22 protein-coding genes are annotated in these 22,575 nt (G+C 64.2%); 9 read left to right on the forward strand and 13 right to left on the reverse strand.

The window, feature by feature from the left end; all coding sequences use genetic code 11:
• Window positions 1-34: 34 nt before the first annotated feature.
• Window positions 35-949, reverse strand: coding sequence for a TIGR01777 family oxidoreductase (locus ACNAOU_RS03415; protein ID WP_422758014.1), 915 nt, complete (start codon window positions 947-949; stop codon window positions 35-37).
• Window positions 949-1,611 carry a TetR/AcrR family transcriptional regulator gene (locus tag ACNAOU_RS03420; protein ID WP_018778022.1) on the reverse strand — a complete coding sequence of 221 codons (663 nt, stop codon included), beginning with the start codon at window positions 1,609-1,611 and terminating at the stop codon, window positions 949-951. Before ACNAOU_RS03420 ends, ACNAOU_RS03415 begins: the two co-directional genes overlap by 1 nt.
• A gap of 221 nt (window positions 1,612-1,832) precedes the next feature.
• Between ACNAOU_RS03420 and ACNAOU_RS03425 the strand changes: the two genes are divergently transcribed.
• Window positions 1,833-2,537 carry a queuosine precursor transporter gene (locus ACNAOU_RS03425; RefSeq protein ID WP_018778021.1) on the forward strand — a complete coding sequence of 235 codons (705 nt, stop codon included), beginning with the start codon at window positions 1,833-1,835 and terminating at the stop codon, window positions 2,535-2,537.
• A 143-nt stretch (window positions 2,538-2,680) separates the two neighbouring features.
• Here the strand turns inward: ACNAOU_RS03425 and ACNAOU_RS03430 are convergent, their stop codons facing one another.
• From ACNAOU_RS03430 to ACNAOU_RS03455, 6 genes are all read right to left on the reverse strand, one after another.
• Complete coding sequence (locus tag ACNAOU_RS03430) at window positions 2,681-3,610, reverse strand: type IV toxin-antitoxin system AbiEi family antitoxin domain-containing protein (protein ID WP_422758015.1); 930 nt, start codon at window positions 3,608-3,610, stop codon at window positions 2,681-2,683.
• Window positions 3,611-3,825: 215 nt separating this feature from the next.
• The gene (gene tgt, locus ACNAOU_RS03435; RefSeq protein WP_039239673.1) at window positions 3,826-5,136 is read right to left on the reverse strand and encodes a tRNA guanosine(34) transglycosylase Tgt; all 1,311 of its coding nucleotides are present in this window, start codon (window positions 5,134-5,136) and stop codon (window positions 3,826-3,828) included.
• Between the two features lie 47 nt (window positions 5,137-5,183).
• Window positions 5,184-5,894, reverse strand: a complete 711-nt coding sequence (locus tag ACNAOU_RS03440; RefSeq protein ID WP_055976891.1) for an SRPBCC family protein — start codon at window positions 5,892-5,894, stop codon at window positions 5,184-5,186.
• A 61-nt stretch (window positions 5,895-5,955) separates the two neighbouring features.
• Window positions 5,956-6,975, reverse strand: coding sequence for a DUF6707 family protein (locus ACNAOU_RS03445; RefSeq protein WP_422758016.1), 1,020 nt, complete (start codon window positions 6,973-6,975; stop codon window positions 5,956-5,958).
• A 73-nt stretch (window positions 6,976-7,048) separates the two neighbouring features.
• The gene (locus ACNAOU_RS03450; RefSeq protein ID WP_018778016.1) at window positions 7,049-7,588 is read right to left on the reverse strand and encodes an NUDIX hydrolase family protein; all 540 of its coding nucleotides are present in this window, start codon (window positions 7,586-7,588) and stop codon (window positions 7,049-7,051) included.
• Window positions 7,589-7,666: 78 nt separating this feature from the next.
• Complete coding sequence (locus ACNAOU_RS03455) at window positions 7,667-8,380, reverse strand: hypothetical protein (protein ID WP_422758017.1); 714 nt, start codon at window positions 8,378-8,380, stop codon at window positions 7,667-7,669.
• A gap of 84 nt (window positions 8,381-8,464) precedes the next feature.
• Here ACNAOU_RS03455 and ACNAOU_RS03460 point away from each other — a divergent pair, with 84 nt between their 5' ends.
• Complete coding sequence (locus ACNAOU_RS03460; protein ID WP_055976883.1) at window positions 8,465-9,079, forward strand: YdeI/OmpD-associated family protein; 615 nt, start codon at window positions 8,465-8,467, stop codon at window positions 9,077-9,079.
• Here the strand turns inward: ACNAOU_RS03460 and ACNAOU_RS03465 are convergent.
• Entirely contained in the window at window positions 9,076-10,242 is a 1,167-nt protein-coding gene (locus ACNAOU_RS03465; RefSeq protein ID WP_055976879.1) for a glycoside hydrolase family 76 protein, read from the reverse strand. The genes ACNAOU_RS03460 and ACNAOU_RS03465 overlap by 4 nt on opposite strands.
• Window positions 10,243-10,334: 92 nt before the next feature.
• Here ACNAOU_RS03465 and ACNAOU_RS03470 point away from each other — a divergent pair, with 92 nt between their 5' ends.
• On the forward strand, window positions 10,335-11,126 hold the full coding sequence (locus tag ACNAOU_RS03470; RefSeq protein WP_018778012.1) for an SDR family NAD(P)-dependent oxidoreductase: 792 nt from the start codon (window positions 10,335-10,337) through the stop codon (window positions 11,124-11,126).
• Window positions 11,126-12,397, forward strand: coding sequence for an acyl-CoA dehydrogenase family protein (locus ACNAOU_RS03475; RefSeq protein ID WP_422758658.1), 1,272 nt, complete (start codon window positions 11,126-11,128; stop codon window positions 12,395-12,397). The genes ACNAOU_RS03470 and ACNAOU_RS03475 overlap by 1 nt, the downstream gene beginning before the upstream one ends.
• A 23-nt stretch (window positions 12,398-12,420) precedes the next feature.
• Here the strand turns inward: ACNAOU_RS03475 and ACNAOU_RS03480 are convergent, their stop codons facing one another.
• A complete protein-coding gene (locus tag ACNAOU_RS03480; protein WP_422758018.1) occupies window positions 12,421-13,248 on the reverse strand; it encodes a DUF1684 domain-containing protein in 828 nt (275 codons plus the stop codon).
• A 233-nt stretch (window positions 13,249-13,481) separates the two neighbouring features.
• On the reverse strand, window positions 13,482-14,255 hold the full coding sequence (locus ACNAOU_RS03485; protein ID WP_018778009.1) for a hypothetical protein: 774 nt from the start codon (window positions 14,253-14,255) through the stop codon (window positions 13,482-13,484).
• 149 nt (window positions 14,256-14,404) lie between these two features.
• Here ACNAOU_RS03485 and ACNAOU_RS03490 point away from each other — a divergent pair, with 149 nt between their 5' ends.
• The 4 genes from ACNAOU_RS03490 to ACNAOU_RS03505 all read left to right on the forward strand — a co-directional run bounded on the left by ACNAOU_RS03490 (window position 14,405) and on the right by ACNAOU_RS03505 (window position 20,326).
• Window positions 14,405-15,958 carry a sigma-70 family RNA polymerase sigma factor gene (locus tag ACNAOU_RS03490; RefSeq protein ID WP_422758019.1) on the forward strand — a complete coding sequence of 518 codons (1,554 nt, stop codon included), beginning with the start codon at window positions 14,405-14,407 and terminating at the stop codon, window positions 15,956-15,958.
• 95 nt (window positions 15,959-16,053) lie between these two features.
• The gene (locus ACNAOU_RS03495; protein ID WP_422758021.1) at window positions 16,054-16,893 is read left to right on the forward strand and encodes an ATP-grasp domain-containing protein; all 840 of its coding nucleotides are present in this window, start codon (window positions 16,054-16,056) and stop codon (window positions 16,891-16,893) included.
• Window positions 16,894-17,133: 240 nt separating this feature from the next.
• Window positions 17,134-19,932: a phosphoenolpyruvate carboxylase gene (gene ppc / locus ACNAOU_RS03500; RefSeq protein WP_422758022.1), complete on the forward strand. Its 2,799-nt coding sequence runs from the start codon at window positions 17,134-17,136 to the stop codon at window positions 19,930-19,932.
• Window positions 19,933-20,020: 88 nt separating this feature from the next.
• A complete protein-coding gene (locus ACNAOU_RS03505) occupies window positions 20,021-20,326 on the forward strand; it encodes a hypothetical protein (RefSeq protein WP_018778005.1) in 306 nt (101 codons plus the stop codon).
• Here ACNAOU_RS03505 and ACNAOU_RS03510 read toward each other — a convergent pair.
• A complete protein-coding gene (locus ACNAOU_RS03510) occupies window positions 20,323-20,982 on the reverse strand; it encodes a DedA family protein (protein WP_422758023.1) in 660 nt (219 codons plus the stop codon). The genes ACNAOU_RS03505 and ACNAOU_RS03510 overlap by 4 nt on opposite strands.
• A 54-nt stretch (window positions 20,983-21,036) precedes the next feature.
• Between ACNAOU_RS03510 and ACNAOU_RS03515 the strand changes: the two genes are divergently transcribed.
• On the forward strand, window positions 21,037-21,573 hold the full coding sequence (locus ACNAOU_RS03515; RefSeq protein WP_422758025.1) for an O-acetyl-ADP-ribose deacetylase: 537 nt from the start codon (window positions 21,037-21,039) through the stop codon (window positions 21,571-21,573).
• 21 nt (window positions 21,574-21,594) lie between these two features.
• Here the strand turns inward: ACNAOU_RS03515 and ACNAOU_RS03520 are convergent, their stop codons facing one another.
• Window positions 21,595-22,527 (reverse strand): RluA family pseudouridine synthase, encoded by a 933-nt coding sequence (locus tag ACNAOU_RS03520; RefSeq protein WP_039239687.1) that lies wholly within the window; start codon window positions 22,525-22,527, stop codon window positions 21,595-21,597.
• Between the last annotated feature and the right edge of the window lie 48 nt (window positions 22,528-22,575).

Consider the following 22,575-nt stretch of genomic DNA (forward strand, 5'->3'; position numbering starts at 1 on the left):
GGTTACGTGAGTGAGGGTTGGGCGGATGGGGTGGTTACGTGAGTGAGGGTTTGGGGCGCCCTGTGGCGATCTCGTTGAGCGCACCGGCCAACGATGGGTATTCAAATGCGAACCCCGCGTCGAGCAGTTTCCGGGGCTCCACCCACCGGCTCTTCAGCACCAGCTCGGTCTGGGTCCGAATGAGAACAGAGCCAGCCTCGAGCAGCCACGACGGCGTCGGGACGCCAAACGCAATACCAAGGCTCCGCCGAACCAGTGCCATCAGCTCCCGATTGTCCACGGTGTAGGGCGATGCTGCATTGACCGGGCCGCTCAGTTCAGGCCTGGCGTGGAGAAACAACACTGTCCGGAACAGGTCCTCCACATGGATCCAGCTGAACTTCTGCGTTCCGGGCCCCATGTGCCCACCCAAACCCAGCCGCGCAAGGTTCCGGAAAGGAGTCATGATCCCGCCGCCGGGACCCAGCACGATCGCAATCCTGAGCGGAATCTTCCGGGTCTCCGGCACAACAGCCGACGCCAACTCGTCTTCCCATGCCCGGGCAACGTCCACGGAAAACCCGCTGCCCAGTTCGCCTGCGATCTCTGACTGCGGACGGTCCTCGGCATGCCGATAAATGGTGCCGGTACTTGAGTTGATCCATGTCCTGGGCGGCTCGTCACATGCAGCAACGGCCCGGCCCAAGGCCCGTGTGGTCAGAACCCTGGAGTCCAGGATTTCCTGACGGTGGCGCTCGTCATAGCGGCAGTTCACGGATCGTCCGGCGAGGTTCACCAGCAGTTCCGTGCCGTCCAGCGCCTTGGTGATGGCGCCGTCGTCGTTCCATTGCGCGTCAGACGAAGGGCCGCGTCCAACCGTCCGCACCTGCCATCCGGCATCAGCAAACCGCCGTCGGAAGTAGCTGCCGATGAAGCCGCTCGCGCCCGCGATCACCACGGTCCGGGTCATCACGAGTCCTCCTTCACACTACGCACGAGTCCCAGGACGTCGTCAAACACCTTGCTCACTCCGGGAATTTTCGCGAGCGACAATCCACGAGCCACCAGCGGTGCCGCACCGTCGATCAGTTTTCGCGTGCGGCGTTGGCCCGCGGATTTGTCGTAAACCCAGAACAACGCGACGCCCATGTATGCCAGCCATAGCAGTTCGGGCAGATCGGCGCGCAGTTTCTTAGCGACCGCGGGGGAGGAGCCCTCGACGGCGGAACGGAAGATCGCGAGCGAAGCGTCGCGGGCGGCGGTGGACGCCTCGCCGAACGGGTTGACAGGCGACGTCGGCCGGATGGCCGTTGAGATGAAGTCGGAACCGAATTGGTGATACGGCGCCATGACATCGATTCCGGTGTGGAGGACCGCCTTGAGCCGGCCCGCGAGGTCTTGGACATTTTCGAGTGCCTGCGCTGCGGCAACTGCATGCTCATCCTGTACCTGGATGTATAGCTCTTGGACCAGTTCATCCTTGGATGCGAAGTAGTAGTACGCATTGCCGACCGACACACCGGCTTCCTGGGCGATGGCGCGCATGGTGGTTTTTTCAAAGCCGACCTCGCGGAACATCTTCAGCGCGACGTCGGCCACCAGTTGGCGGGTCTGCTCACTTTTCGCGGCCATGCAGTGCTCCTCACGGAAATTTTGAACGTGTTCAGAAATGAGTATGGCACATTCTTGAACGTGTTCAAAAGATGAAGGGGGTGGGGTGTGAGGGAGGGTTTGGTTGAAGGGGGTGGGAGAATGGTGGAGGTGCCGGCTGCATGCCCCACCACCCCAGTGCTAATACAGCGGGGCTCCTCGGAACAGGATGCCTGCGCGAACCACTACGAAATGGATGACCCATGCCCTCGCCCTCCGGCTCCAGCACGCTGAGCAAGCCTGCACCCCGCTTCGCCTCGATCGGATCACCGTACTTCGGCATCATGCTTGCCGTCATGGCCGTGGTGCTGATCCTGTCCAATATCGGCGCCTCGAAGGGTGTGGTGCTCGGACCGATCATCACCGATGGCGGGTTCTTCCTGTTCCCGCTGGCCTACATCCTGGGCGATGTCATGAGCGAGGTCTACGGCTTCAAAGTGGCACGCAAGGCCATCATCACTTCCTTTGCCCTCTCGGTGTTCGCATCCCTCTGCTACTGGGTGATCATCATTCTTCCCGGCTTCAACGACGACTACGGAACCGCCAAGCAGGCCGCCATCGAGGGCGCACTCGGCCCCGTGCCGCAGATCGTGCTCGCGTCGCTGCTTGCCTTCCTGGCCGGCCAGACCATCAACTCGTGGATCCTTGTGAAGATGAAGGCACGCACGGGTGAGAAGAGCCTGTGGGCACGCCTCATGGGCTCCTCGGTGGTGGGCGAGTTCGTGGACACCCTGATTTTCTGCAGCATCGCGGCGTCGGTCATCGGCATCACCGACGCCGGCTCGTTCGTCAACTATGTCCTGGTGGGCTTCGTCTACAAGACCGCCGTGGAGTTCCTGTTCGTGCCGGTCACCGTGCTGGTTGTCGGCTGGATCAAGAAGCGCGAGCCGAGCTACGGAGTTAGCTGAGTTCGCCGGAACAGCGCTGCGGACGCTGGGGCTGCGCGAGATCGCCGGACACGAGCGGCGATCTCGCACAGATCCCGCTTCCCGCACAGTCCAGGCGATCTCGCGAACCAGCACGACGGCGGTCCTCGCGGCCGGCGTTGAACTCACCGACGGAGGGCTTTCAGGACGCGCGCTTTGAACTCCTGCTCCTGAAACAGGTCCCGCCACTCCACCCGGATAAAGAACCAGCCGTCCTCGACGAGTGCTTTCTCCCGGCGTCGTTCCTCGAAGATCACACGATCCGTACGGGCGTACTTGAAGTACTTCACCTCTCCGTCGAACTCCAGGGCCACCTTCTCCTTCTTCCACGCAAAGTCCATCCGGTAGCGGCCGACCCGGCTTTGCACCTCTACCTGCGACTCGGGCATCGGCAACTTGAGCCGCTGGAGGAGATCACGGCACAGCGTCTCACCTGCGGATTCGGAGGCGGGGTCAGCATTGGCCAAGCATCTCCGCAGGGTCGTGACTCCTCGGCGTCCCGTTGAGGCACCGGCGCACGCCATCATGAGAAGCCTGTCGGCTCCGAGCCGAAGCGCATGATCCATGATGATCAGGGCCTGCGGGTAGCTCAGGGTCATGGCACAGTCCACCACCGTTCGTTCCAGGTCCGTTACGGGTAGGTACTCCACGGTGACGATCTGGGAGGCCGGCAACCGCAGCCTGTGGCCGCGGACGTCCTTGCCAAGCCGCCCGCTGGAGGGGTTGGTGGGAAGAATGACATGGATCAGCTGGTCCACGTTCCATAGGAACAAGCCGTGCAGGCGGGCCGCGGAAGTATGGCTGTAGACGAAGTCCCCTTTGGACGTGACGAGCGTTCCGTGAGCATGCGCGTGAATCAGTTGTTTACCACGGGCATCGACGGGCTGTTTGTCCCACGCCGCCTTTCGGACGTAGCATCCCCTGCGTACACGGAGAAGCTCACCCCTCCGGACCAATCCGGCGATTGCGCGTGAACCAAGTCCCAGTTCGTTGAGTTGCTGTGTGCGCCACAGTGTTCCCAGTTGGGGGAGGGTCGGCGTAAGTTTCTGGCTCATGTAACCAGCCTTGGCTGCGCGTCCGCCCCAAGACAGCCCCTGCTGCCGCTATGTGGAAAACGCTTGAGATCGCTGTAGTCATGCCGACGACGCGGGAGCTGTGCGAGGTCGCGGCTCAGCTCCAGCGATTTGGCGCCGGACCCGCGATCTCGGGGCGGGCGCGCCAGCGGGAGCGCGCCAGCGGGCGTCGGGCCGGGAGCGAGCGCAACCCCGGTCTACGAGTAGTAGCGCCCCAGCGTCTCGGCCTTGAACTCAAAGAAGTCCCCGGATTCGATGGCAAGGCGGGCATCGTCCACCATCTTCACCACGAACCGCTCGTTGTGGATGGAGATCAGCGTTGCCGAGATCATTTCCTTGGCCTTGAACAGGTGGTGGATGTACGCGCGGGAGTAATTCACGCACGTGTAGCAGTCACAGCCGTCCTGGAGGGGTCCGAAGTCCGTCTTGTAGCGGGCTCCCGACAAGTTGAAGCGCCCGAACGGAGTGTAGAACGCGGAGTTCCGGGCCACGCGGGTGGGGGAGACGCAGTCGAACGTGTCGGCGCCGTTCTCGATGGCCGTAAAGATGTCGTCCGGCTCGGAGATGCCCAGCAGGTGCCGCGGCTTGTCCTCGGGAAGTTCCTCGTTGCACCAGCGGACGATCGTGCCCAGGTTTTCCTTCTCCAGCGCACCGCCGATTCCGTAGCCGTCGAAGGGCATGGCACCGAGGTCCTGGCAAGCCTTGCGGCGAAGGTCCTCATACTGGGCGCCCTGGATCACGCCGAACAGTGCCTGGTACGGCTTGCCCACGCGGGAAGCGGTCAGTGAAGCGTGCTCTTCCAAACACCGCAGCGCCCACAAACGGGTCCGCTCCAGTGACTCTTCCTGGTACGCCCGCGAATTTTGCAGCGTGGTGAGCTCGTCAAAGGCGAACATGATGTCCGCGCCGATCTGGTGCTGGACCTGCATGGAGATCTCGGGGGAGAAGCGGTGCCGGTCCCCGTTCAGGTGCGACTTGAACCAGACACCGTCATCGTCAATGTGCGCCAGCCGCTCCTTGCCGGGAGCCACGGCGTCATCGGGGCCGGAAGAATCCACGTTCTTCATGTCGATGACCTTCTTGAACCCCGAACCCAGGCTCATCACCTGGAATCCGCCGGAGTCGGTGAAGGTGGGCCCGGACCAGTTCATGAACGCGCCCAGCCCGCCGGCGGCGTCGAGGATTTCGGGGCCGGGCTGCAGGTACAGGTGGTAGGCGTTGGCAAGGACGGCCTGGGCGCCGAGCTCGGCGATGGACTCAGGCAGCACCGCTTTGACGGTGGCTTTGGTCCCGACGGCGATGAACGCGGGCGTCTGGATGGTCCCGTGCGGCGTGGTGATGGTCCCGGTGCGGCCCAGGAAGGCGCCGCCGTTGGCGTCTACTTGAGCGTCCGACGGCGAGCACGTCTCAGTCAGGCGCGTGCCCACCGAGAAGGAGAACTCGGATTGCCGGTCGGACAAACCGGGCAGCGCAGGGGAAGAAGCAGGAGCAGGAACTGAAGCTGGCACGCTACCAAGTGTGCCAGCTTTACCGTGGGTAACCTGCCCGGGTAAGGCTACGACCCGTAGTTTTCAGCTTTCCAGTTGTCCCACGACGACCGGATGTCCGCCAAGGTGTGGGCCCCCAGATCGTACGTGGAGGCAATCACCATGGAGCCGCCGTCGGGCCTTTTCTCCGGAATTGGCAGCTGCTCGGCGACGATCAAAAGCCCATCTCCGTGCTCGGCGTAGCTGTGGACGGTGAGGCCAACCTGGTGCCGGCTCTTGAACCAGACCTTGCCGGAGATCTTCTCACCCGTCGCGAGAGTGAGTGAGTACTCCTCCCCAACGGGCGGCAAATCTCCGAGCCCCAGCTTCTCGATCGCGGGGCCGCCTTTGCCCGGCAGCGAGACGAAGTGCGTCCGCCGGTGCCCGTGCGGGTGCCGCTCCAGGGCGAAGCGCAGCTGGTGCAGGAACGTGAGCCAGCCTTGCGTGATGTCCTCGTCCCAGTCAGCCCATTCGGAATCGTGGTCAAGGGCGACCCTGGTGATTCTTACTTCCGTGCCGCCGGAGACGGGGTGCAGTTCAAAGATGTCCCCGCCGTTGACGGTGAGGCTGGTGTGATCGGGTCCTTCCACAACGTCCGTGTTGAAGTAGATTTGCTTGATTTCGTCGGCGAGATCGTCGGCTTCCCAACCGTGCCATTGGGCAACCAACGACGGTTCGCGCAGCATGTTCCAAACCTGCTGCGCATCGGCATTAACCACAACGCTCAGATTGTTCGTCATGGCCCCGAATCTACCGCCGTTGGCGCCCACATAACAGGTCTTGAATTTCCCGGAAAACGGCTTAGGCGCGGACCGATTCCAGTTCGTTTGCGATCCTTCGGGCCAGCTCGTCCTCGCCAATGGTCTTGGACCCGCCGTGGGCGCGCAGGAACATCAGCGCTTCGAGGCGCAGGAAGCGCCATTCGCGTTCGGCTTCGTGGTTGCCGTTGTCGATCGCGCGGAAGATTTCCTTGTCATAAAGGTTGGGTTCGTTGAGCGAGCGCTGCCGCACCCTGGCGTTGATCCGGGCCTTGAACGGGTCCTCTTCCTGGGACTCCGGTGCCCGGAGCAGCTTCTCGTAGACGGCGGCGCGTTCAGGCTGGCCGGCCTCGCGGCAGATGAAACTGGACAACGCCAAAGCACGCTCGATCGACGCCCACCGGTCCAGGTTTCCATCGAACGGCAGAACGTTCAGCAGGTCCGCGACCTCCAAAGCGTGGTCCGGATCGCGCAGCACAATGCACAGATCGAATGCGAGGTTGCTGAGGTCCCGGAGGCAGCTTCCGGATTTGGTGTTGATGCCCTTCGCGAGCCGGTCTGCGAGCACTTGCACGCCGTTTTTGCCCTTGTGGTTGGCCGCGGCGGCGCTCACCACAGCTTCCGGGGTTCCTTCGGGTTCGGGAATGAGCGCGAGTTCTTCAGCACTCGGTCCGGTGTAGGCGGGCGGCGTTTCCGGGCGTGGAGGCACGACGACGGCGGGTCCGGCGGGAGCATCGGCGTCGGCTTCGGAGGAGGTGCTGGAATCCGTGGTGCCGGAGTCGGGCCCGGGCGAGTCGGCGGTGCCGGCGTCGCCGGCGTCCGCGCCTGAGTCGGCCGGAGCCCCGTCACCCACAGGAACACTGGACCCGACAGCGATCCGCACCGTGCCGCCGTCGTCCATTGCCAGGCGCAGCAAAGCGGCAACGCCGTAGTCATCGTTTTCGACGTCGATACTGACGATTTCCTGGGCCGGCCCGTCACCGGGTGGGAACACAAAGTCCCCGGGCCGCAGGTCCCCAGCCTGCTTCTCTCTGTACTGCTGTGTGGCTGGGCTGTGAGTCATCGGAAGTCCTTTGGTTCTCTTGGGGTCCGCCGTCCAGTCTACAAAGACGCGCTGCTCCCGGGGCCGGGACCCGCTAGAGGATCACGCCCGAGAATGCCAAAGCCTGCCGCACGAGGTTGCCCCGGCCGCCGTCGAATTCCTGCTGGACGTTCTCGCTCAGCACTTCCTGGGGCGTCATCCAGGTCAGTTCCAGGGCGTCCTGGCGCGGATCGCACTCTCCGGTTACCGGGATGACATAGGCCAGGGAGACGGCGTGCTGGCGGTCGTCCGTGAAGCCTGTCTGGGACGGCGCCGGGAAGTATTCGGCCACCGTGAAGGGAACGGGGCTGATGGGCAGCTGGGGGAAGGCCAGGGGGCCGAGGTCCTTTTCCATGTGCCGTAGAAGCGCCGCGCGGATGGTTTCGCGGTAAAGGACGCGGCCGGAGACGAGGTAGCGCACCATGTTGCCATCGGCGTCGCCCTGGAGGAGCGTGCCAACCTCGTTCACGTATCCGAGCGGATCCAGCCGGACGGGGACGGCCTCCACGTAGACCATGGGGAGGCGGCCGCGGGCTTCGAAGAGGTCCTCATCAGAAAGCCAGCCTGGATACGGGTCCGGTGTACGTACGCTCATGGTTAAGTTCTACCGCATCCCCGGCCGAAGTTCCGTGGAGGCATTCCGGTTGCCGGGGCCGTTACGCTCTCGGCTGTATTACGGATGGGAGCCGGGGGCCTTCTCCACCGCAATCGACGCCGGCGCGGAACCGCCCACGGCATCCGGATTGGCCACGTACAGGACGTCCTCGCTGATCCTCGCCTCGATGTCCGCTGCCTTCAGCCGTCCCAGCAAGGATTCCAGGTCGCCGTCGTATTCGAACGCGAGGTCGCCGTTGGTGCTGTCCGCGCCGTGGATTACCCGCAGGACGCCGCCGTTCTTTGTGGTGAAGGAGGCCGATTCGTCGTCGTCGGCGCGTGGGCGTGCGCCGATGTTCCGGAGGTCGACGGCGGCCAGGGCCACCAGCGGGCTGACCCAGGTCGCCACGACAGTGAGGGCGGGATCAGCGTCGGCGGACGTGGCCCAGAAGCCATCAGCGGCACGCGTGGCCGGGAAGGCGAAGAACTCGAATCCGTCGTCCGAGGAGATCCGGACGGCAGGCCCGTCGGGGCCATGGTGGACTTCGGCCTGCGTGCCGTCGTCGTCGGTACGCCGCGCGAACTCTTCCAGGTCTCCTGCCTCGACGCTGAAGACCGTGCTGCCATCCAGGGGGTGTCCGTGCTCCACACGCCCCAGGGCGACGCGCCCGGAACCGGCGTCGAACTCCAACCAGTCACCGTCCTCGACGGTCACCACCAAACCCAGGGCCCGCATGAGTACGGACCACTGTTCCGGACGGGACGTGTAATGGATGGGGCGTGCGCGCAACATTGGTCCTCCAGGTTCTGGGCGTCGTTCCAAGCCTATTCCGCGTGCCCGTATCGGGTCCCGCCGTTTCACCAGCAGAATGGGACCATGCCCATTGAGCTTGAGGAATTGGTAGTCAAAGACGGCACGGCCTGGCGCGCCTGGCTGGCTGAACACGCAGCAGAGAGCCCTGGCGTGTGGTTGATCCTGCACAAAAAGGGCGGCAACGTCACGGAACTGGACTACGACGCCGCCCTGGACGAGGCCCTGTGTTTCGGTTGGATCGACGGGCAGTCCAGGAGCCGGGACGCCGAAAGCTACTTCCAGCGCATGACCCCGCGGGGTCGCCGCAGCATCTGGTCCGCGCGGAATGTGGGCCATATTGCCCGGCTCGAAGCCGAGGGCAGGATGACCGACGCCGGCCGCGCCGCCGTCGACGCTGCGAAAGCCGACGGCCGCTGGGAGGCTGCCTACGCCGGCCCTGCCGACTCCGTGGTTCCGGACGACCTCGCCGCTGCCATCGCTGAAGTGCCCGAAGCGCAGGCCATGTTCGACGTCCTCACGTCCCAGAACCGCTTCGCCCTGATCCACCGCACCAACCTGGTCAAGCGGGCCGATACCCGGGCGCGCAAAATCGCCGGGTTCGTGGAGATGCTGTCCCGCCACGAAACGCCTTATCCGCAGAAGAAACAGCCGGCAACACCCCCGAAACCCGCCGGCTAAAGCGTGGCGGCGGCCTCGAAAGTCATCCAGGCCTGCAGTTGGGTGGAAAGCTCGACGCCGGCACCCGCCGGATAGGTCTCGGTCGCCGGACTCAGGGGGTTGGGGGAGAAAAGCAACGGAGTGTGTCCTGTCGGCGTGCCGCGCACCAATTCCGGTGCTTCACGGCGGCCTGTCCAAAAGGCCCCGGCGGTGGCGAGGACCAGTTCGCGGGCAACCGTGCGCGCCTCCAGGGGAAGCCGTTCGTCCCGTCCCGCCAAAGCGAGGTAGCGGACCAGGATCCCGGTGAACAGGCCGCCGTCGCCGGTTCCATCGCCTCGGATCACCCGGGTGCCGGGAACCGTCAACTCCCGGTCAACGGCCGCCACCAGCTGCGCTGCCCGTTCAAGGTTGTCCGGGCCGCCGAGTTCCAGCAGCGCCCCAAGAACCGGGCCTTGGTTGTAGGTGTACACGGCTTCCTCCAGGACGGGTTCACCGTTCCTGATCCGGATCCCGTCCTGATAAACGCCGCGTTCGGGATGAAGCAGCCTGGAATTGAGCCATCCCACCAGGGCCTGTGCCCGCTCGCGGCGGCCGGTCCGGGCGAAATACAGGGCCACGGGTGCGGTAGCAGGAGTGTTCTTGAAGTCCCTCTTGGTACTCCAGAACGTCCCGCCGCCCAGGTCATCAGTGGACGCAGAATCGAACTGCAGCGTCAACCGTTTTTGGACGTAAGCGTTGCGTCGGCGCCCCGGCTTCCGGGTCTCCTCCGCGAGCCTTTCGAGCCTGAGCGTTGAGAGGGCGAGCCATGCCATGTCGTCGTAGTAGTGGTTCTCGAACCTGAACAGGTTCCTAAGCCGGATAGTGGTGACCAGCCGGGAAGCGAGCCTTCCGGCGCTCGGGCGGGAGCCGCCGTCGAACCTTGTTTTCCTGGCGAGCTCCCGGCGACCCGTGTCCACCAGGCAATCCACATAGTGCGCCTGCCACCAGTAGTGCCAGGGGCCCAGCAGGCTGCGGAGCGTGTTCCCCGGGATCCTGATGGCGCCGATGTGCGTGCCGGGCAGGAAGAGCAGCCGCCGCCCGAAGCTGCCGGTCACGGAACGGGCTGCCTGGTCGGCGCGGCCGGCCCAATCGGCATCATCCGGGGTGGGGAGCGGTTGGTTGTCGAGGGCATCGTGCACGGGCATGGGAACAGCCTATCCGGGGACCGGGTGTGCACTGGCTCACAATTCCAGTTAACATGCATTAACGGATTTGGGTTCTGCATCAAGGAGGATGGATGGACATCAACGGCACGGTGGCACTGGTCACTGGAGGAGCTTCAGGTTTGGGCGCTGCCACCGCAAAGCGCCTGTTCGACGCCGGAGCATCAGTGGTTCTGGTGGACCTGCCCCAGTCCGCAGGCGAGGCCTACGCGGCGGAACTTAACGCCGGGAGCAGCGGAGGCAAGGCGGTCTTCGCTCCTGCGGACGTCACCAACGAGGCCCAGGTCCAGGCCGCCGTGGACGCGGCGACATCACTGGGGCCGCTGCGCATCGTGGTCAACTGCGCCGGTATCGCAACGCCGGGAAAGGTCCTCGGCCGGGACGGCGTCCTGCCCTTGGAGACCTTCAACAAAGTGATCCAAATAAACCTCATCGGCACGTTCAACGTGATCCGGCTGGCAGCTGCTGCCATGGTGGAAACAGAACCGGTGACCACCGGGCTGGGCGGTCCCGAACGCGGCGTCATCATCAACACCGCATCCGTGGCGGCCTTCGAAGGCCAGATCGGCCAGCCCGCCTACGCCGCCTCCAAGGGAGCGGTGGCTGCCATGACGCTGCCGCTGGCGCGCGAGCTGGCGCGCTCGCTGATTCGGGTGGACACCATTGCCCCGGGCATCTTTGAAACACCCATGATGGCCGGACTTCCCCAAGCGGCCCAGGACTCGCTGGGCCAGCAGGTCCCGCACCCCGCACGCCTGGGCCGGGCTGCCGAATACGCCAACCTGGCCGCGCACATCGTGGAAAACGCCATGTTGAACGGTGAAACCATCCGCCTGGATGGGGCCATCCGGATGGGCATCAAATGATGGGCGACTACAGCGGCACACCGGTAACGGCGGGATCCTCAGGTGGCACCCAGGCGTCAGCAGCGGATCTTCCCACAGCGGACTTCTTCGACTTCGAGTCGCTCCTGAGCGTCCAGGAACAGCGGAAACTCAACGAACTCCGGGCGTTTCTCGCCTCCGAGATCGCGCCGTACGCCGGGCAATGGTGGGAGAAAGCGGAATTTCCGGAGCATATCCTGCCGAAACTAGCCGCGCTGCGGCTAAGCGCGCCGGCCCAGCGGGGGTATACCCATCTTTTCGCCGGCCTGGTCATCGCGGAGATGACGCGCGTCGACACCTCGATCGCCACCTTCTTCATGGTCCACCACGATCTCTTCGTCGAGTCCCTGTACGACTTCGGCAGCGACTCCCAGCAGGACCGCTACCTCGACGACGCCTCGAACCTCCGCACCACAGGCGCCTTTGCGCTCACCGAACCGGACCACGGTTCCGACGTCGCCGGTGGCATGGAAACCACGGTCCGCCGCGTGGCACGCCCAGCGTCCGACGGCGGCGACTACTGGGTGCTCAACGGCGCCAAGCGCTGGATCGGCAACGGGACGTTCTGCGATTACATGCTGGTATGGGCCAAGGACGAAGCCGACGGAGCCGTGCGGGCATTCATCGTGGACGCTTCGTTGCCCGGCATCACCAGGAGCCGGATCGAGAACAAAATCGCACTCCGGACCGTGCAGAACGCCGACATCGTCTTCAGGGACGTGGAAGTGGCCGAGGCAGACAGGTTCTCAGGCATCAGCAGCTTTGCCGACACCAACCACCTTCTGCGCGGCTCCCGCATCATGGTCGCCTGGCAGGCGGTAGGCCAGCAGTTGGCCGCCTTCGACGTCGCCCGGCAGTACGCCGTCGAGCGCTTGCAGTTTGGAAAGCCGCTGGCCAGGTTCCAGCTCATCCAGCAGCACCTGGTGGAAATGCTCGGTAACGCGGTGGCCAGTATGGGGATGATGGTCCGCATAGCCCAACTGCAGGAGGATATCTTCACTGACGCGCAGGGTCTCCGGCACGGTGGTGCGGATATGGCCCAAGTGGCGCTCGCGAAGGCCTACTGCAGTGCGCGGATGCGCGAAACCGTGGCGCGGGGCCGTTCCATCCTGGGCGGGAACGGGATCGTCACCGATTACCGGATGGCCAAGATCTTCGCTGACGCCGAGGCAATCTACACCTACGAAGGCTCCTATGAAATCAACTCGCTGATCGTTGGCCGCGCCGTGACCGGCGTTTCCGCTATCGCCTAGGCCCAGGCCGGAGCCGTGGCTGCCTAGGCCTGGGGAACCTTCTCACCGGCCTCCACCCGGACATCGATCGAATTTCCCCGGACGGGCATGGGGCAGGTGCCGTATGGAGTGAAGGCGCTGGGGTAGTTGATGGCACGGTTGAAATCGATCACCACCGAGCCGTCAGGCCGGGGCCGGGGAATGAAGACCTTGCGCCACTCGTCCGTTGTGTCGCCATTGGTTTCATCGTGGAACGTGACGTTGAGCGCGCCGAGCTTCTCCGCCTCGGCATGGAGCCGGATCCCGTGCCCGATGCCGGGGACATGGAAAACAACCTCGCCCACGGAACGGTGTACGCCGTCCACCAGGGGGTTGGCCGTTCCGATGGGGACGTCCTGGGGTTCTTCATACGGCTCGAAGCGGCCAGTGACCACCCAGTCAGGGTTGTAGTCGTAGGTCGGCACGCCCGTGAACTCTGTCAGGACCGGAGATGCGTCATCCCGGGTCCGGATGGCGTACTTGTCGGCACGCATGGCCAGCTCAACCACTACCTGCTTGCCGTCTGCGCCTCCGTACTGGACCCACATCAGGGATTCTTCGTCTTCCAAGACCGCGCTGATGGTGCCGTCCACCTTTTCACCGCTGGCCACCAATGTGAGGCCGTCTGCGGCGCTGGCAGTCAGGAATGCTGTTGTTCCGTCAGTGGACCAGAGCCCGGGCGCGAGCTCGACCTCGGACGGTTCTTCGGCCAGCCACTGGAAGGAGGTCAGGGTCAGCCAGCCATGCCCTGTGGCAAGCGCTGAGTTACGGCCCTCACGGAACCGCTCCCATCGGGCGATCCGCGGGTCGGTTGCTGTGGCAGATGAACTCATGGCTCTCCTTGGCTGGCGGTGGTGCGTTGGTGCACTTTCCTCAACCATGCACCGGGCTGCGGCATTCCCCGAATTCCTGTCGCCGGCGCACGGCGTTGGAACGGCTCGCGCTGGCCCCCAACCCATGCCAGCGCGAGCCGCGTTTGATGGTCGATCCCCGGAGAGCCCGGGAACGATCCATCAGAGGGTGAGTGGCCGTACCGCGCATTTCATGACGCGATGGAACCCGGGTCTTAGTTCGATTCGAAGAAAGAGACCACCGGGGCTTTGGAGGGGGCGGCCGTTGATACTGCCGCCGTCCCTCCTGCCAGTGGATAGAACTTGATGCGCGACGGCCTGAGGGCGCCGTCACCGACCTCCTCCATGGCTGTTCTGCATTTCATCACCCGGGCGAGGTTGCCTTCACTGAGCGGAAAGAGAACATGGACCGCGGAGTCCAGGTACATGGCTGTGGCGCCTGTTCCACCCAGTTGCGCCTTGACGACCTCCCCTATGAGGGCCAGCAACGTCCAGCAATGACTGCGGGTTTCCTGCGGGCCGGGAACCGAGATGACGGCCAGTGCGTGTGCCCCCTGGCATTCAGTGGCGATCCCGGACACTTCATGGATGCGTCGCTGAAAATGGGCTTTGCTGGCCAGGCCCGTGTACACGTCGGTGCAGGAAATGGGCGGGGCCGTCTCAGCAACTTCCGCCCAGCCTTCTGCCAATGATTGGAGGGCATCGATGTCCAAGGATTGTTTGGCCGCAGTAAAAAGTGCCCTGAAATCCGTCATGGTCTCGCCGATGCTCACGCCGTTCCTCGCCCTGGCGGCGCCCAGGGATTTGGCTGAGGTTGCCGGAACCGCCGCGCTTGTGGCGAGGGAAGTCACCACGGAGCGGACCTCCGGCTGAAACCAATCCGAGCGGAAACGCCAGCCGGCCTGATAGCTGGTGCTCTGCCATCTGCGCAGCAGAAGGTGCCGCGCAAAGGTGCATTCGCCCAGTGATTTTGTGCGGAACGATGTCATATTCGAGCAGTGCACTTTTCGGGCGTTTCGTGACGAAACAGCTCCAAGAGATCGTTGGTAAACATTGTGGACAAATTCGCGTCACGACTCCCGGGCGACCCCCACTTCATATGTATGGGCAGGGTTCATTACGTTTTGGGGGCGCTTAGATGGCACGGCGGTCACGCTCGAGCAACAAATCAAACCGCGGAGTCAACGACGATGGACATCTGATTGAGCTGGTCCGCAGCGGGGATATGTCGGCCTTTAACCACCTGTATGAGCGGCACGTAGCCATTGCCTCCACCGTTGCCAAGCGCAATGTGGACAATCCGAGCGATGCTGAAGATGTCGTGGCCGAGGCCTTCCAATCAGTTCTTCAGAGCCTGGTGGCCGGCAAAGGCCCGGACACATTCTTCCGGGCATATCTGTTGTCCACGGTGACCCGGTTGTCGCATCAGCAGAATCGTAAGAGCAGCAGGGTTGTTCCCAGCGGGGATGATTCGGTGCTGGACCAGACCATGGCCGAGCCCGATGCCGCCGTCCAGGCTTTCGAGTCGAGCACGGTGGCCCGGGCGTTCCGCTCATTGCCGGAACGGTGGCAGGCAGTCCTGTGGTACCTGGACGTTGAACGCATGAAACCGGCGGCTGTTGCGCCAATACTGGGAGTGTCGGCCAACGCCGTTTCCGCTTTGGCTGTACGAGCCCGTGAAGGTCTGCGGAGACAGTACCTGCAGTTCCACCTTGCCGAAAAAGCTGATGGCAACTGCACGGACTTCGTGACGAAGCTCGGCTATTTCATTCGGGGAGGCCTTTCCAGCGGGGCAGAGGCCAAAGTCCGCGAGCACTTGCGTGGCTGTGCAGAATGTACGGCAGCTCTCGCTGAGTTGAAAGATGTCCAAGGAACCATGCGTGCCGTGCTTCTGCCCCTGATCACGGGCATACCGTTGGCAGCGTGGGTGGCAAAGGGTGCCGGGCTTGGGGTACTGGGCGGGATTCTGCCGGTCAAGGGTTTCCTTGCCGTCCCCGCCCTCGCGCAGCCGGCCGTCTTGGCCCTCACCACCGCTGCCGCTGTCGGATTGGTCCTCGGTGCAGCGGGAATCGTCGACCTCATCTCACCCCATGACCCCGTGGAGCCCATGGCCATTGAAACCAGCACGGTGCATGCGGAGCCCAGCCCCTGGCCATCCCCGCCCCCTCCTGCTGCTACTAGTGCGCCCACTACCGCGCCCACACCTGCCCCTGCTCCCGTGGAAGAGCAACCGGTGCCCGTCACTCCTCCTGAACCGGTGGCTACGCCCGTCCCCGTCCCGACGCCGCCTGCTGTCCCCGCGCCCAAGCCGCCTTCGACGTCCTTGGCGGCCGTCACCGGTTCAGCGAAATGGGTCACTACGACCGATCGCAACGGGGCAAGGACTTCCAGCGTTTCACGCTGGGATATCGCTTTCACCGCGTCAGGAACCGAAGCCCTCGGAAACGGCAGGGTTGTTATTGCGCTGGACAATGGCGACTTGATCCAACCGCAGTCAGTTGCGGCGCCTGCTGGTTGGTCATGTTCCGGGGCAGGTTCCAATGCCGTGTCCTGTGTGACGGATTCGGTTCAGAGGAGCGACCTCCATTTCCATCTGAATTCTGCCCCCAAAGTGCCCAATACCGGTGGAGTGCTCAGGTACTCCCTCAGCGGCACGGGGCTCACGCCGGCCAACTTTGCCTGCGAGTACTGAGGGGAGTTGCGATGGTGCGGGTGCTGGTAACAGGCGTTGGCGGTTCAGCCGGGCTTTCTTTGTCCCGTCAGTTGCGGGACCAAGGACACTGGGTTTTGGGCGTTGACATGCGGCGGATCCACGCTTGGGCGGCAGATGCTTTGGCGGTGGTTTCGCCAGTCGACGCACCGGCGTATTTGTGGGAGCTGCGCGGACTCGTGGCGGCCCACGGGATCGAGTTGGTCATCCCTACGGTGAATGCGGAGCTGCTCACCGCCTCGGTTGCCCGGGAAGGCTTCGCGCCAGGGGTGGAGGTGCTGATCGCCGATCCGGCTCCGATGTCCATCGCCAACGACAAATACCTGACGATGGGATGCCTTGCCACCGCGGGGGTGGGAGTTCCCGATTTCGGGTTGCCGGGGGACTTCAGCTCCGTTAACGAGGCCATGGCCAGGATGGGCGGATGCCTGGTGGTGAAGCCAAGGGTTTCGCGTGGTGGCCGGGAGGCGCGGGTGTTGAAAAGACACAGCGACGGCGGCCGGAACGCCGAACGGTTTTGGCGTTCCCTGGATGACTCCTGGCTTGTTCAACGCTGTGCCTCCGGAACCGGATACGCGTCAATGGTTCACCGAGATGGAGCAGGCCATGACCACGACACCCTTGTGGTGGTCCTGGAGAAATCCAAGCTCACCCGCGGGCGTTCGGACAACGTGGTCCCGCTCAAGAGACTGGAAGCGTCGATGGCACCGGACGTGGCCAGGACGGCAGCGGCAGCGACTGAGGCGCTGGGGCTCACGGGCGCCGCTGCCATCGACATCCGTCGAATGCCCGACGGGCGCCCTGTGGTTTTGGAAGTCAATGCCCGCTTTGGTGCCAACAGTGCCTACGCGCCCGAGCTCCTGGAGCACGCCATGAGGCAGTACGCGGCCGGGCAGATGCTCCGGGGAGCCGTGTGACTGATTGCAGTCCGGCAGGCTGGCTGGAACGAGCTCGAACCAACCGGGTTGGGACCCGATGGTCGTCGCGGAGCCCGGCCATAGTGCGTTACGGACGGGAGTAGAAGCCCGTGCCAAATTTTGAGACGCATTCTTTGCTGGGGTCGGGGCCGGGTAAGATCCCGTAGGAAACAACAGTAATCCGGCTCACAGTATCCAGCGCAGTGTACGGGCCAAACCTGACCCCGAAGGTATGTATCCATGGTTCACACTGCCCATCAAGACACCGACCTCGCTGCAGAACTGCGGGCCGACGTGCGTCGCGTTTCGACTCTTCTGGGGGAGTCGCTGGTTCGGCAGCACGGTCCGGAATTGCTCCAGCTCGTGGAGCAGGTGCGTCTGCTGACCAAGGAATCGAAGGAAGCCGCGCGGGGCGGCGCGGATGCGACGGGTCCATGGAGCGCGCACGACGTCGTAGCCCAGGTCCGCGAGTTGCTCGCCTCCCTGCCACTGGACCAGGCGACGGATCTGGTCCGAGCCTTTGCGTTCTATTTCCACCTCAGCAATGCGGCCGAGCAAGTGCACCGCGTCCGGGGACTCCGCACCCGTCAGGAAAAGGACGGCTGGCTGGCCAAGGCCGTGTCCGAGATCGCCGGGCAGGCAGGCCCGCAGGTTCTCCAGGACGTCATCAATGAACTCGATGTGCGTCCCATCTTCACGGCGCACCCCACGGAGGCTTCGCGGCGTTCTGTGCTGGACAAGGTCCGCAAGCTCTCTGATGTCCTGGCCGAAGCTACGGAGGAAGGCACCTCGGCGAGGCGCCGCCAGGACCGCCAGCTTGCCGAAATCATCGACCAGATGTGGCAGACGGATGAACTCCGCCAAGTGCGCCCCACTCCCGTGGATGAAGCGCGCAATGCCATCTACTACCTGAACAGCATCCTCACCGACGCGATGCCGGAGATGCTGACTGATCTGTCCGAGCTCCTCGAGGAACACGGCGTGAAGCTGCCCGCAGCGGCTGCCCCTCTCCGTTTTGGTTCCTGGATTGGTGGAGACCGCGACGGCAACCCGAATGTGACGGCTGCCGTAACCCGCGAGATCCTGCAGCTCCAGAACCAGAATGCCGTGCGGATCAGCATTGCCCTGATCGATGAGCTCATTTCGGTCCTGTCCAACTCCACGGCCCTTTTCGGTGCCGACCAAGCGCTGCTTGATTCCATCACCGAGGACCTGAAGAACCTGCCGGGCCTGGATAAGCGCATCCTTGAACTGAACGCGCAGGAGCCGTACCGGCTCAAGCTGACCTGCATCAAAGCGAAGCTGATCAACACGGGCCGCCGGGTTTCCGGTTCCACGCACCACCAACCGGGCCGCGATTACGCCACCACGTCCGAGCTGCTGGCAGAGTTCGGCTTGCTCGAGGATTCCCTGCGGAACCACTCGGCCGGGCTGGTGGCCGATGGTGCCCTGGCGCGCGTTCGCCGGGCCATCGCCGCCTTCGGCCTCCACCTGGCCACCCTGGACATCCGTGAGCACGCCGACTACCACCATGACGCCGTCGGACAGCTTGTGGACCGCATCGGTACCGAGAAGCCGTACGGCGAGCTGACCCGCGAGGAACGGTTCGCGTTTCTCGGTGCGGAGCTCGCGTCACGCCGGCCCCTCTCCGGCCACCCGATCAAGCTCGAGGGCACGGCAGATGGCACGTACGACGTTTTCCGGAGCATCCGCCAAGCACTGCACACCTATGGCCCGGACGTGGTGGAAACCTACATCATCTCCATGACCCGCGGGGCGGACGACGTCCTGGCCGCAGCCGTGCTGGCCCGCGAAGCCGGTTTGTTCGACCTCTTCGGAGCCAAGCCCCACGCCAAGATCGGTTTTGCTCCGCTGCTGGAAACCGTGGAAGAGCTGCGTGCTTCGGCGGAGATCGTGGACCAGCTGTTGTCCGATCCTTCGTACCGCGAACTTGTCCGCCTCCGCGGCGACATCCAGGAAGTCATGCTCGGGTACTCGGACTCCAATAAGGAATCCGGCGTGATGACCAGCCAGTGGGAGATCCACAAGACCCAGCGCAAGCTGCGCGACATTGCTGCGAAGCATGGCGTGCGGGTGCGCTTGTTCCACGGCCGCGGCGGTTCGGTTGGCCGTGGTGGCGGACCGACGTACGACGCCATCATGGCCCAGCCGAACGGTGTGCTCGAAGGAGAGATCAAGTTCACCGAGCAGGGCGAGGTCATCTCGGACAAGTACTCGCTTCCTGAACTGGCCCGCGAGAACCTTGAACTGTCCCTGGCGGCGGTGATGCAGGGTTCGGCGCTCCACCGCACTCCGCGTACCTCCGAAGACGAGCGCGAGCGCTACGCCAACGTCATGGAGACCATCTCCGACGCCGCGTTTGCCCGGTACCGCAAGCTCATTGACGATCCCGACCTTCCTGCCTACTTCCTCGCCTCCACCCCGGTGGAGCAGCTGGGGTCCCTGAACATCGGATCACGTCCTTCCAAGCGTCCGGATTCCGGGGCAGGACTTGGCGGGCTCCGTGCCATTCCGTGGGTCTTCGGGTGGACGCAGTCCCGGCAGATCGTTCCGGGCTGGTTCGGTGTGGGCTCAGGGTTGAAGGCTGCGCGCGAGGCCGGGAACACCGGACAACTCGTTGAAATGATGGACCGTTGGCACTTCTTCCGTTCAGTTATTTCGAACGTGGAAATGACCTTGGCCAAGACGGACATGGAGATTGCGGGGCACTACGTTTCCTCCTTGGTCCCTGAGGAACTGCACCGTTTGTTCCACATGATCCGCGACGAGTACGAACTCACCGTGGCTGAGGTTGAACGGCTCACCGGCGAGATGGAGTTGCTGGACGCCCAGCCGACGCTGAAGCGTTCCCTGGAAATCCGCGACCAGTACCTGGATCCGATCAGTTACCTGCAGGTGGAACTTCTCCGCCGCGTGCGCGAGGAGTCGGTCTCCGGCGCCGAGATCGACGAGCGGCTTCAGCGGGCCATGCTCATCACGGTCAATGGCGTGGCAGCCGGCCTGCGCAACACGGGCTAGGCAGCCGCCGGACCGGAATGCTCCCTCACTTCCTGGTGGGGGAGCATTCCTGCTTAAGCGGGCCACGGGAGGGCGTTAGGGTGGTGGGATGCCGTCGTTCCAGACCAAGTTGAAGATCACTGGCCTCAAACCGGGCAACGCTCCGGAGTCCGTCATGGCCGCAGCGGTCGAAGCCTTGGAAACCCGCCACCACGTTGAAGCGAACCAGCTGGATATCGTGGGCGGCGTCCCGCAGATCAGCCTTCGTTTCATGGTGGATGCCAGGGACTATTCGGGTGAGAACGACGAAGCCCGGACGTCGGCGGCGATGATGCGTGACGCCGTCGAGCGTGTTGCGGTGACCGGCAGCCTGTACGTGCTGCGCCGGAACCGGGGCCGCTGGTCGCCTGTCTAGGGTTGCAGGCCCTCTTCGGGCCGCGCTACGTCGCCGGGAGCTTCGCCGTCGAACGGTTCGTCCACGGGGGAGCGGGTCCCGCGCCGCCGGGTGACGATCAGGCCAACAACCACGCCGATCACCAGGCCCACACCAACGCCGATGAGCGAGCTGGCCCAAAACGGCAGCTTGGTGGTGGAGCCGGTGAAGTAGCCCAGACCCACCTGCCACACAGCCCACAGGACTCCGCCCAGGCTTGCACACAATCCGAATCCGCGGACCGAAACGTTGGCAATTCCTGCTGCGGCCGACGTCGCGAGCCGGCCGCCGGGGATGAAGCGCGCGCCGATAATGGTGCCGTAGGTGGAGGAGCGGCCGGCTTTGGCGATGGCCTCGTGGATTCCGCGGTGGACCCGCCGGCCCCATGACCAGCGGTCCAGTACATGGCTGATCCGCCGTTTGAACAGCAGGAAGACCGCCATGTCCCCGAGCCAGGAGGCGAAAGCGGCCAGGAAAAGAATCAGCCAGAAGTTGGCGTGTCCATCGGCTGCGAGCGCTCCACCGGTGATGACCACCATTTCGGAGGGGATGGGCGGGAAGATGGCATCGCCCAGCACAATGGGGACGATCCACAGGTAGATAGCGGATCCCCATGTCTCCGGGGCAGTGATGTCCATGGGCACAAGGTACCGCACTTGCCGACCCCGCCGCGCGGGCGCGAGACTGTGGGCATGCGCATCGACATCCTGCACGGTGACATCACAACGCGTTCAGTGGACGCAATCGTCAATGCAGCCAATTCGTCGCTGCTCGGTGGAGGGGGAGTGGATGGGGCCATTCACCGGGCCGCCGGTCCGGACCTTCTTGATGCGTGCCGGGGGCTGAGGCGGGCGGAATTGCCCGACGGGCTGCGGGTTGGCGCGGCTGTCGCGACGCCTGGCTTCCGGCTTCCGGCACGCTGGGTCATCCACACGGTGGGCCCCAACCGGCATGCCGGAGAAACTGATCCGGCATTGCTTGGATCCTGCTTCCGCGAAAGCCTGAAAGTGGCGGCCGGACTTGGTGCCCGGTCCGTCGCCTTCCCTGCGATCAGCGCCGGAATCTATGGATGGGACGCCCGTCAGGTTGCCGAGGTGGCGTCCGACGCCGTCGGGTCGTTTGCGTCGTCAGCGGAACGCGATACGGCCGCTGGTCCGCTGGAGTTGGTGGAGTTCGTGCTGTTCTCCGAGGACACGACGGCGGTCTTCCGGTCCGTGTTCGACGCCTGACACCGGCTACCCTGGGTTGCTTTAAGAGGGGTGGGCTTCGCTGAGTTCCAGCTGGCTCCGGTATTCCACGGGCTGCTTGGTGATGGGGTCCACGAAGGTGATGCCGCGTGCCAGGAGTTGGAGCGGCTTGCTGTAGTCGTCCGGGGCTTTGTCCAGCAGGTCCGGATAGAAGGCGTCATTGACGATGCCCAATCCGAGCGAAGCCATGTGTACCCGCAGTTGGTGTGTCTTGCCGGTGTGCGGCTCCAGCCGGTACAGCGCGTGCTGCCGGGGGCCGGCGTCGAACGTCCTTACCTGCTCTATGCGCGTTTCCGCGTTCGGTTCGCCATCGATGACTTCGGCCAGCAGGTAGCTGCGGGACTTGGTCATGCGGTTGCGGACGGTGGCGGGAAATTCGACGGCGGGAAAACCTGCGGCAGGTGTCGCGGCGGACACGCACTCGTATTCCTTCCGGACCTGGCGCTTCTCGAAGAGGACCTGGTACTTGCCGCGCGTCTCCGGGTTGGTGGAGAGCAGGAGCAGACCGGCAGTCATGCGATCCAGCCGGTGCATGGGGATGAGGTCCGGGAGATCCAGCAGGTTCCGCAGTCGGACCAGGGCGGATTCCTGGATGTAGGTTCCGCCGGGGGTGGTGGGGAGGAAGTGCGGTTTGTCCACCACCAGGATGTGCTCGTCCTGGTGGAGGATGCTGATCTCCACGGGCAGCCGGGTTTCCGGGGGCAGGGTGCGGTAGTACCAGATGAAGGTGTGGTCCTCCAGCTTGGTGCTGCGGGTCAGCGGTACGCCGCCTTCGCCCACGATTTCGCCGGCATCGAACCGGTCCTCGATGCCCTGGGGGTCGATGTGTCCCCAGCGGTGCATCATGTAGTCCATCGCGGTGACCCAGGGCCCCTCGTCCGGGAGGCGGAGGCGGGTCGCGTTCACGCCGTCGCGCACGGGGAGGGGGGATTGCATCACCGGGCAATTCTACTTTGCCTGCGTTGTGAGGCCTGCTTTGCGTCC

Origin of the sequence: Paenarthrobacter sp. C1, from assembly GCF_049315185.1 — a bacterium.
Classification (GTDB): Bacteria; Actinomycetota; Actinomycetes; order Actinomycetales; family Micrococcaceae; genus Arthrobacter; species Arthrobacter nicotinovorans.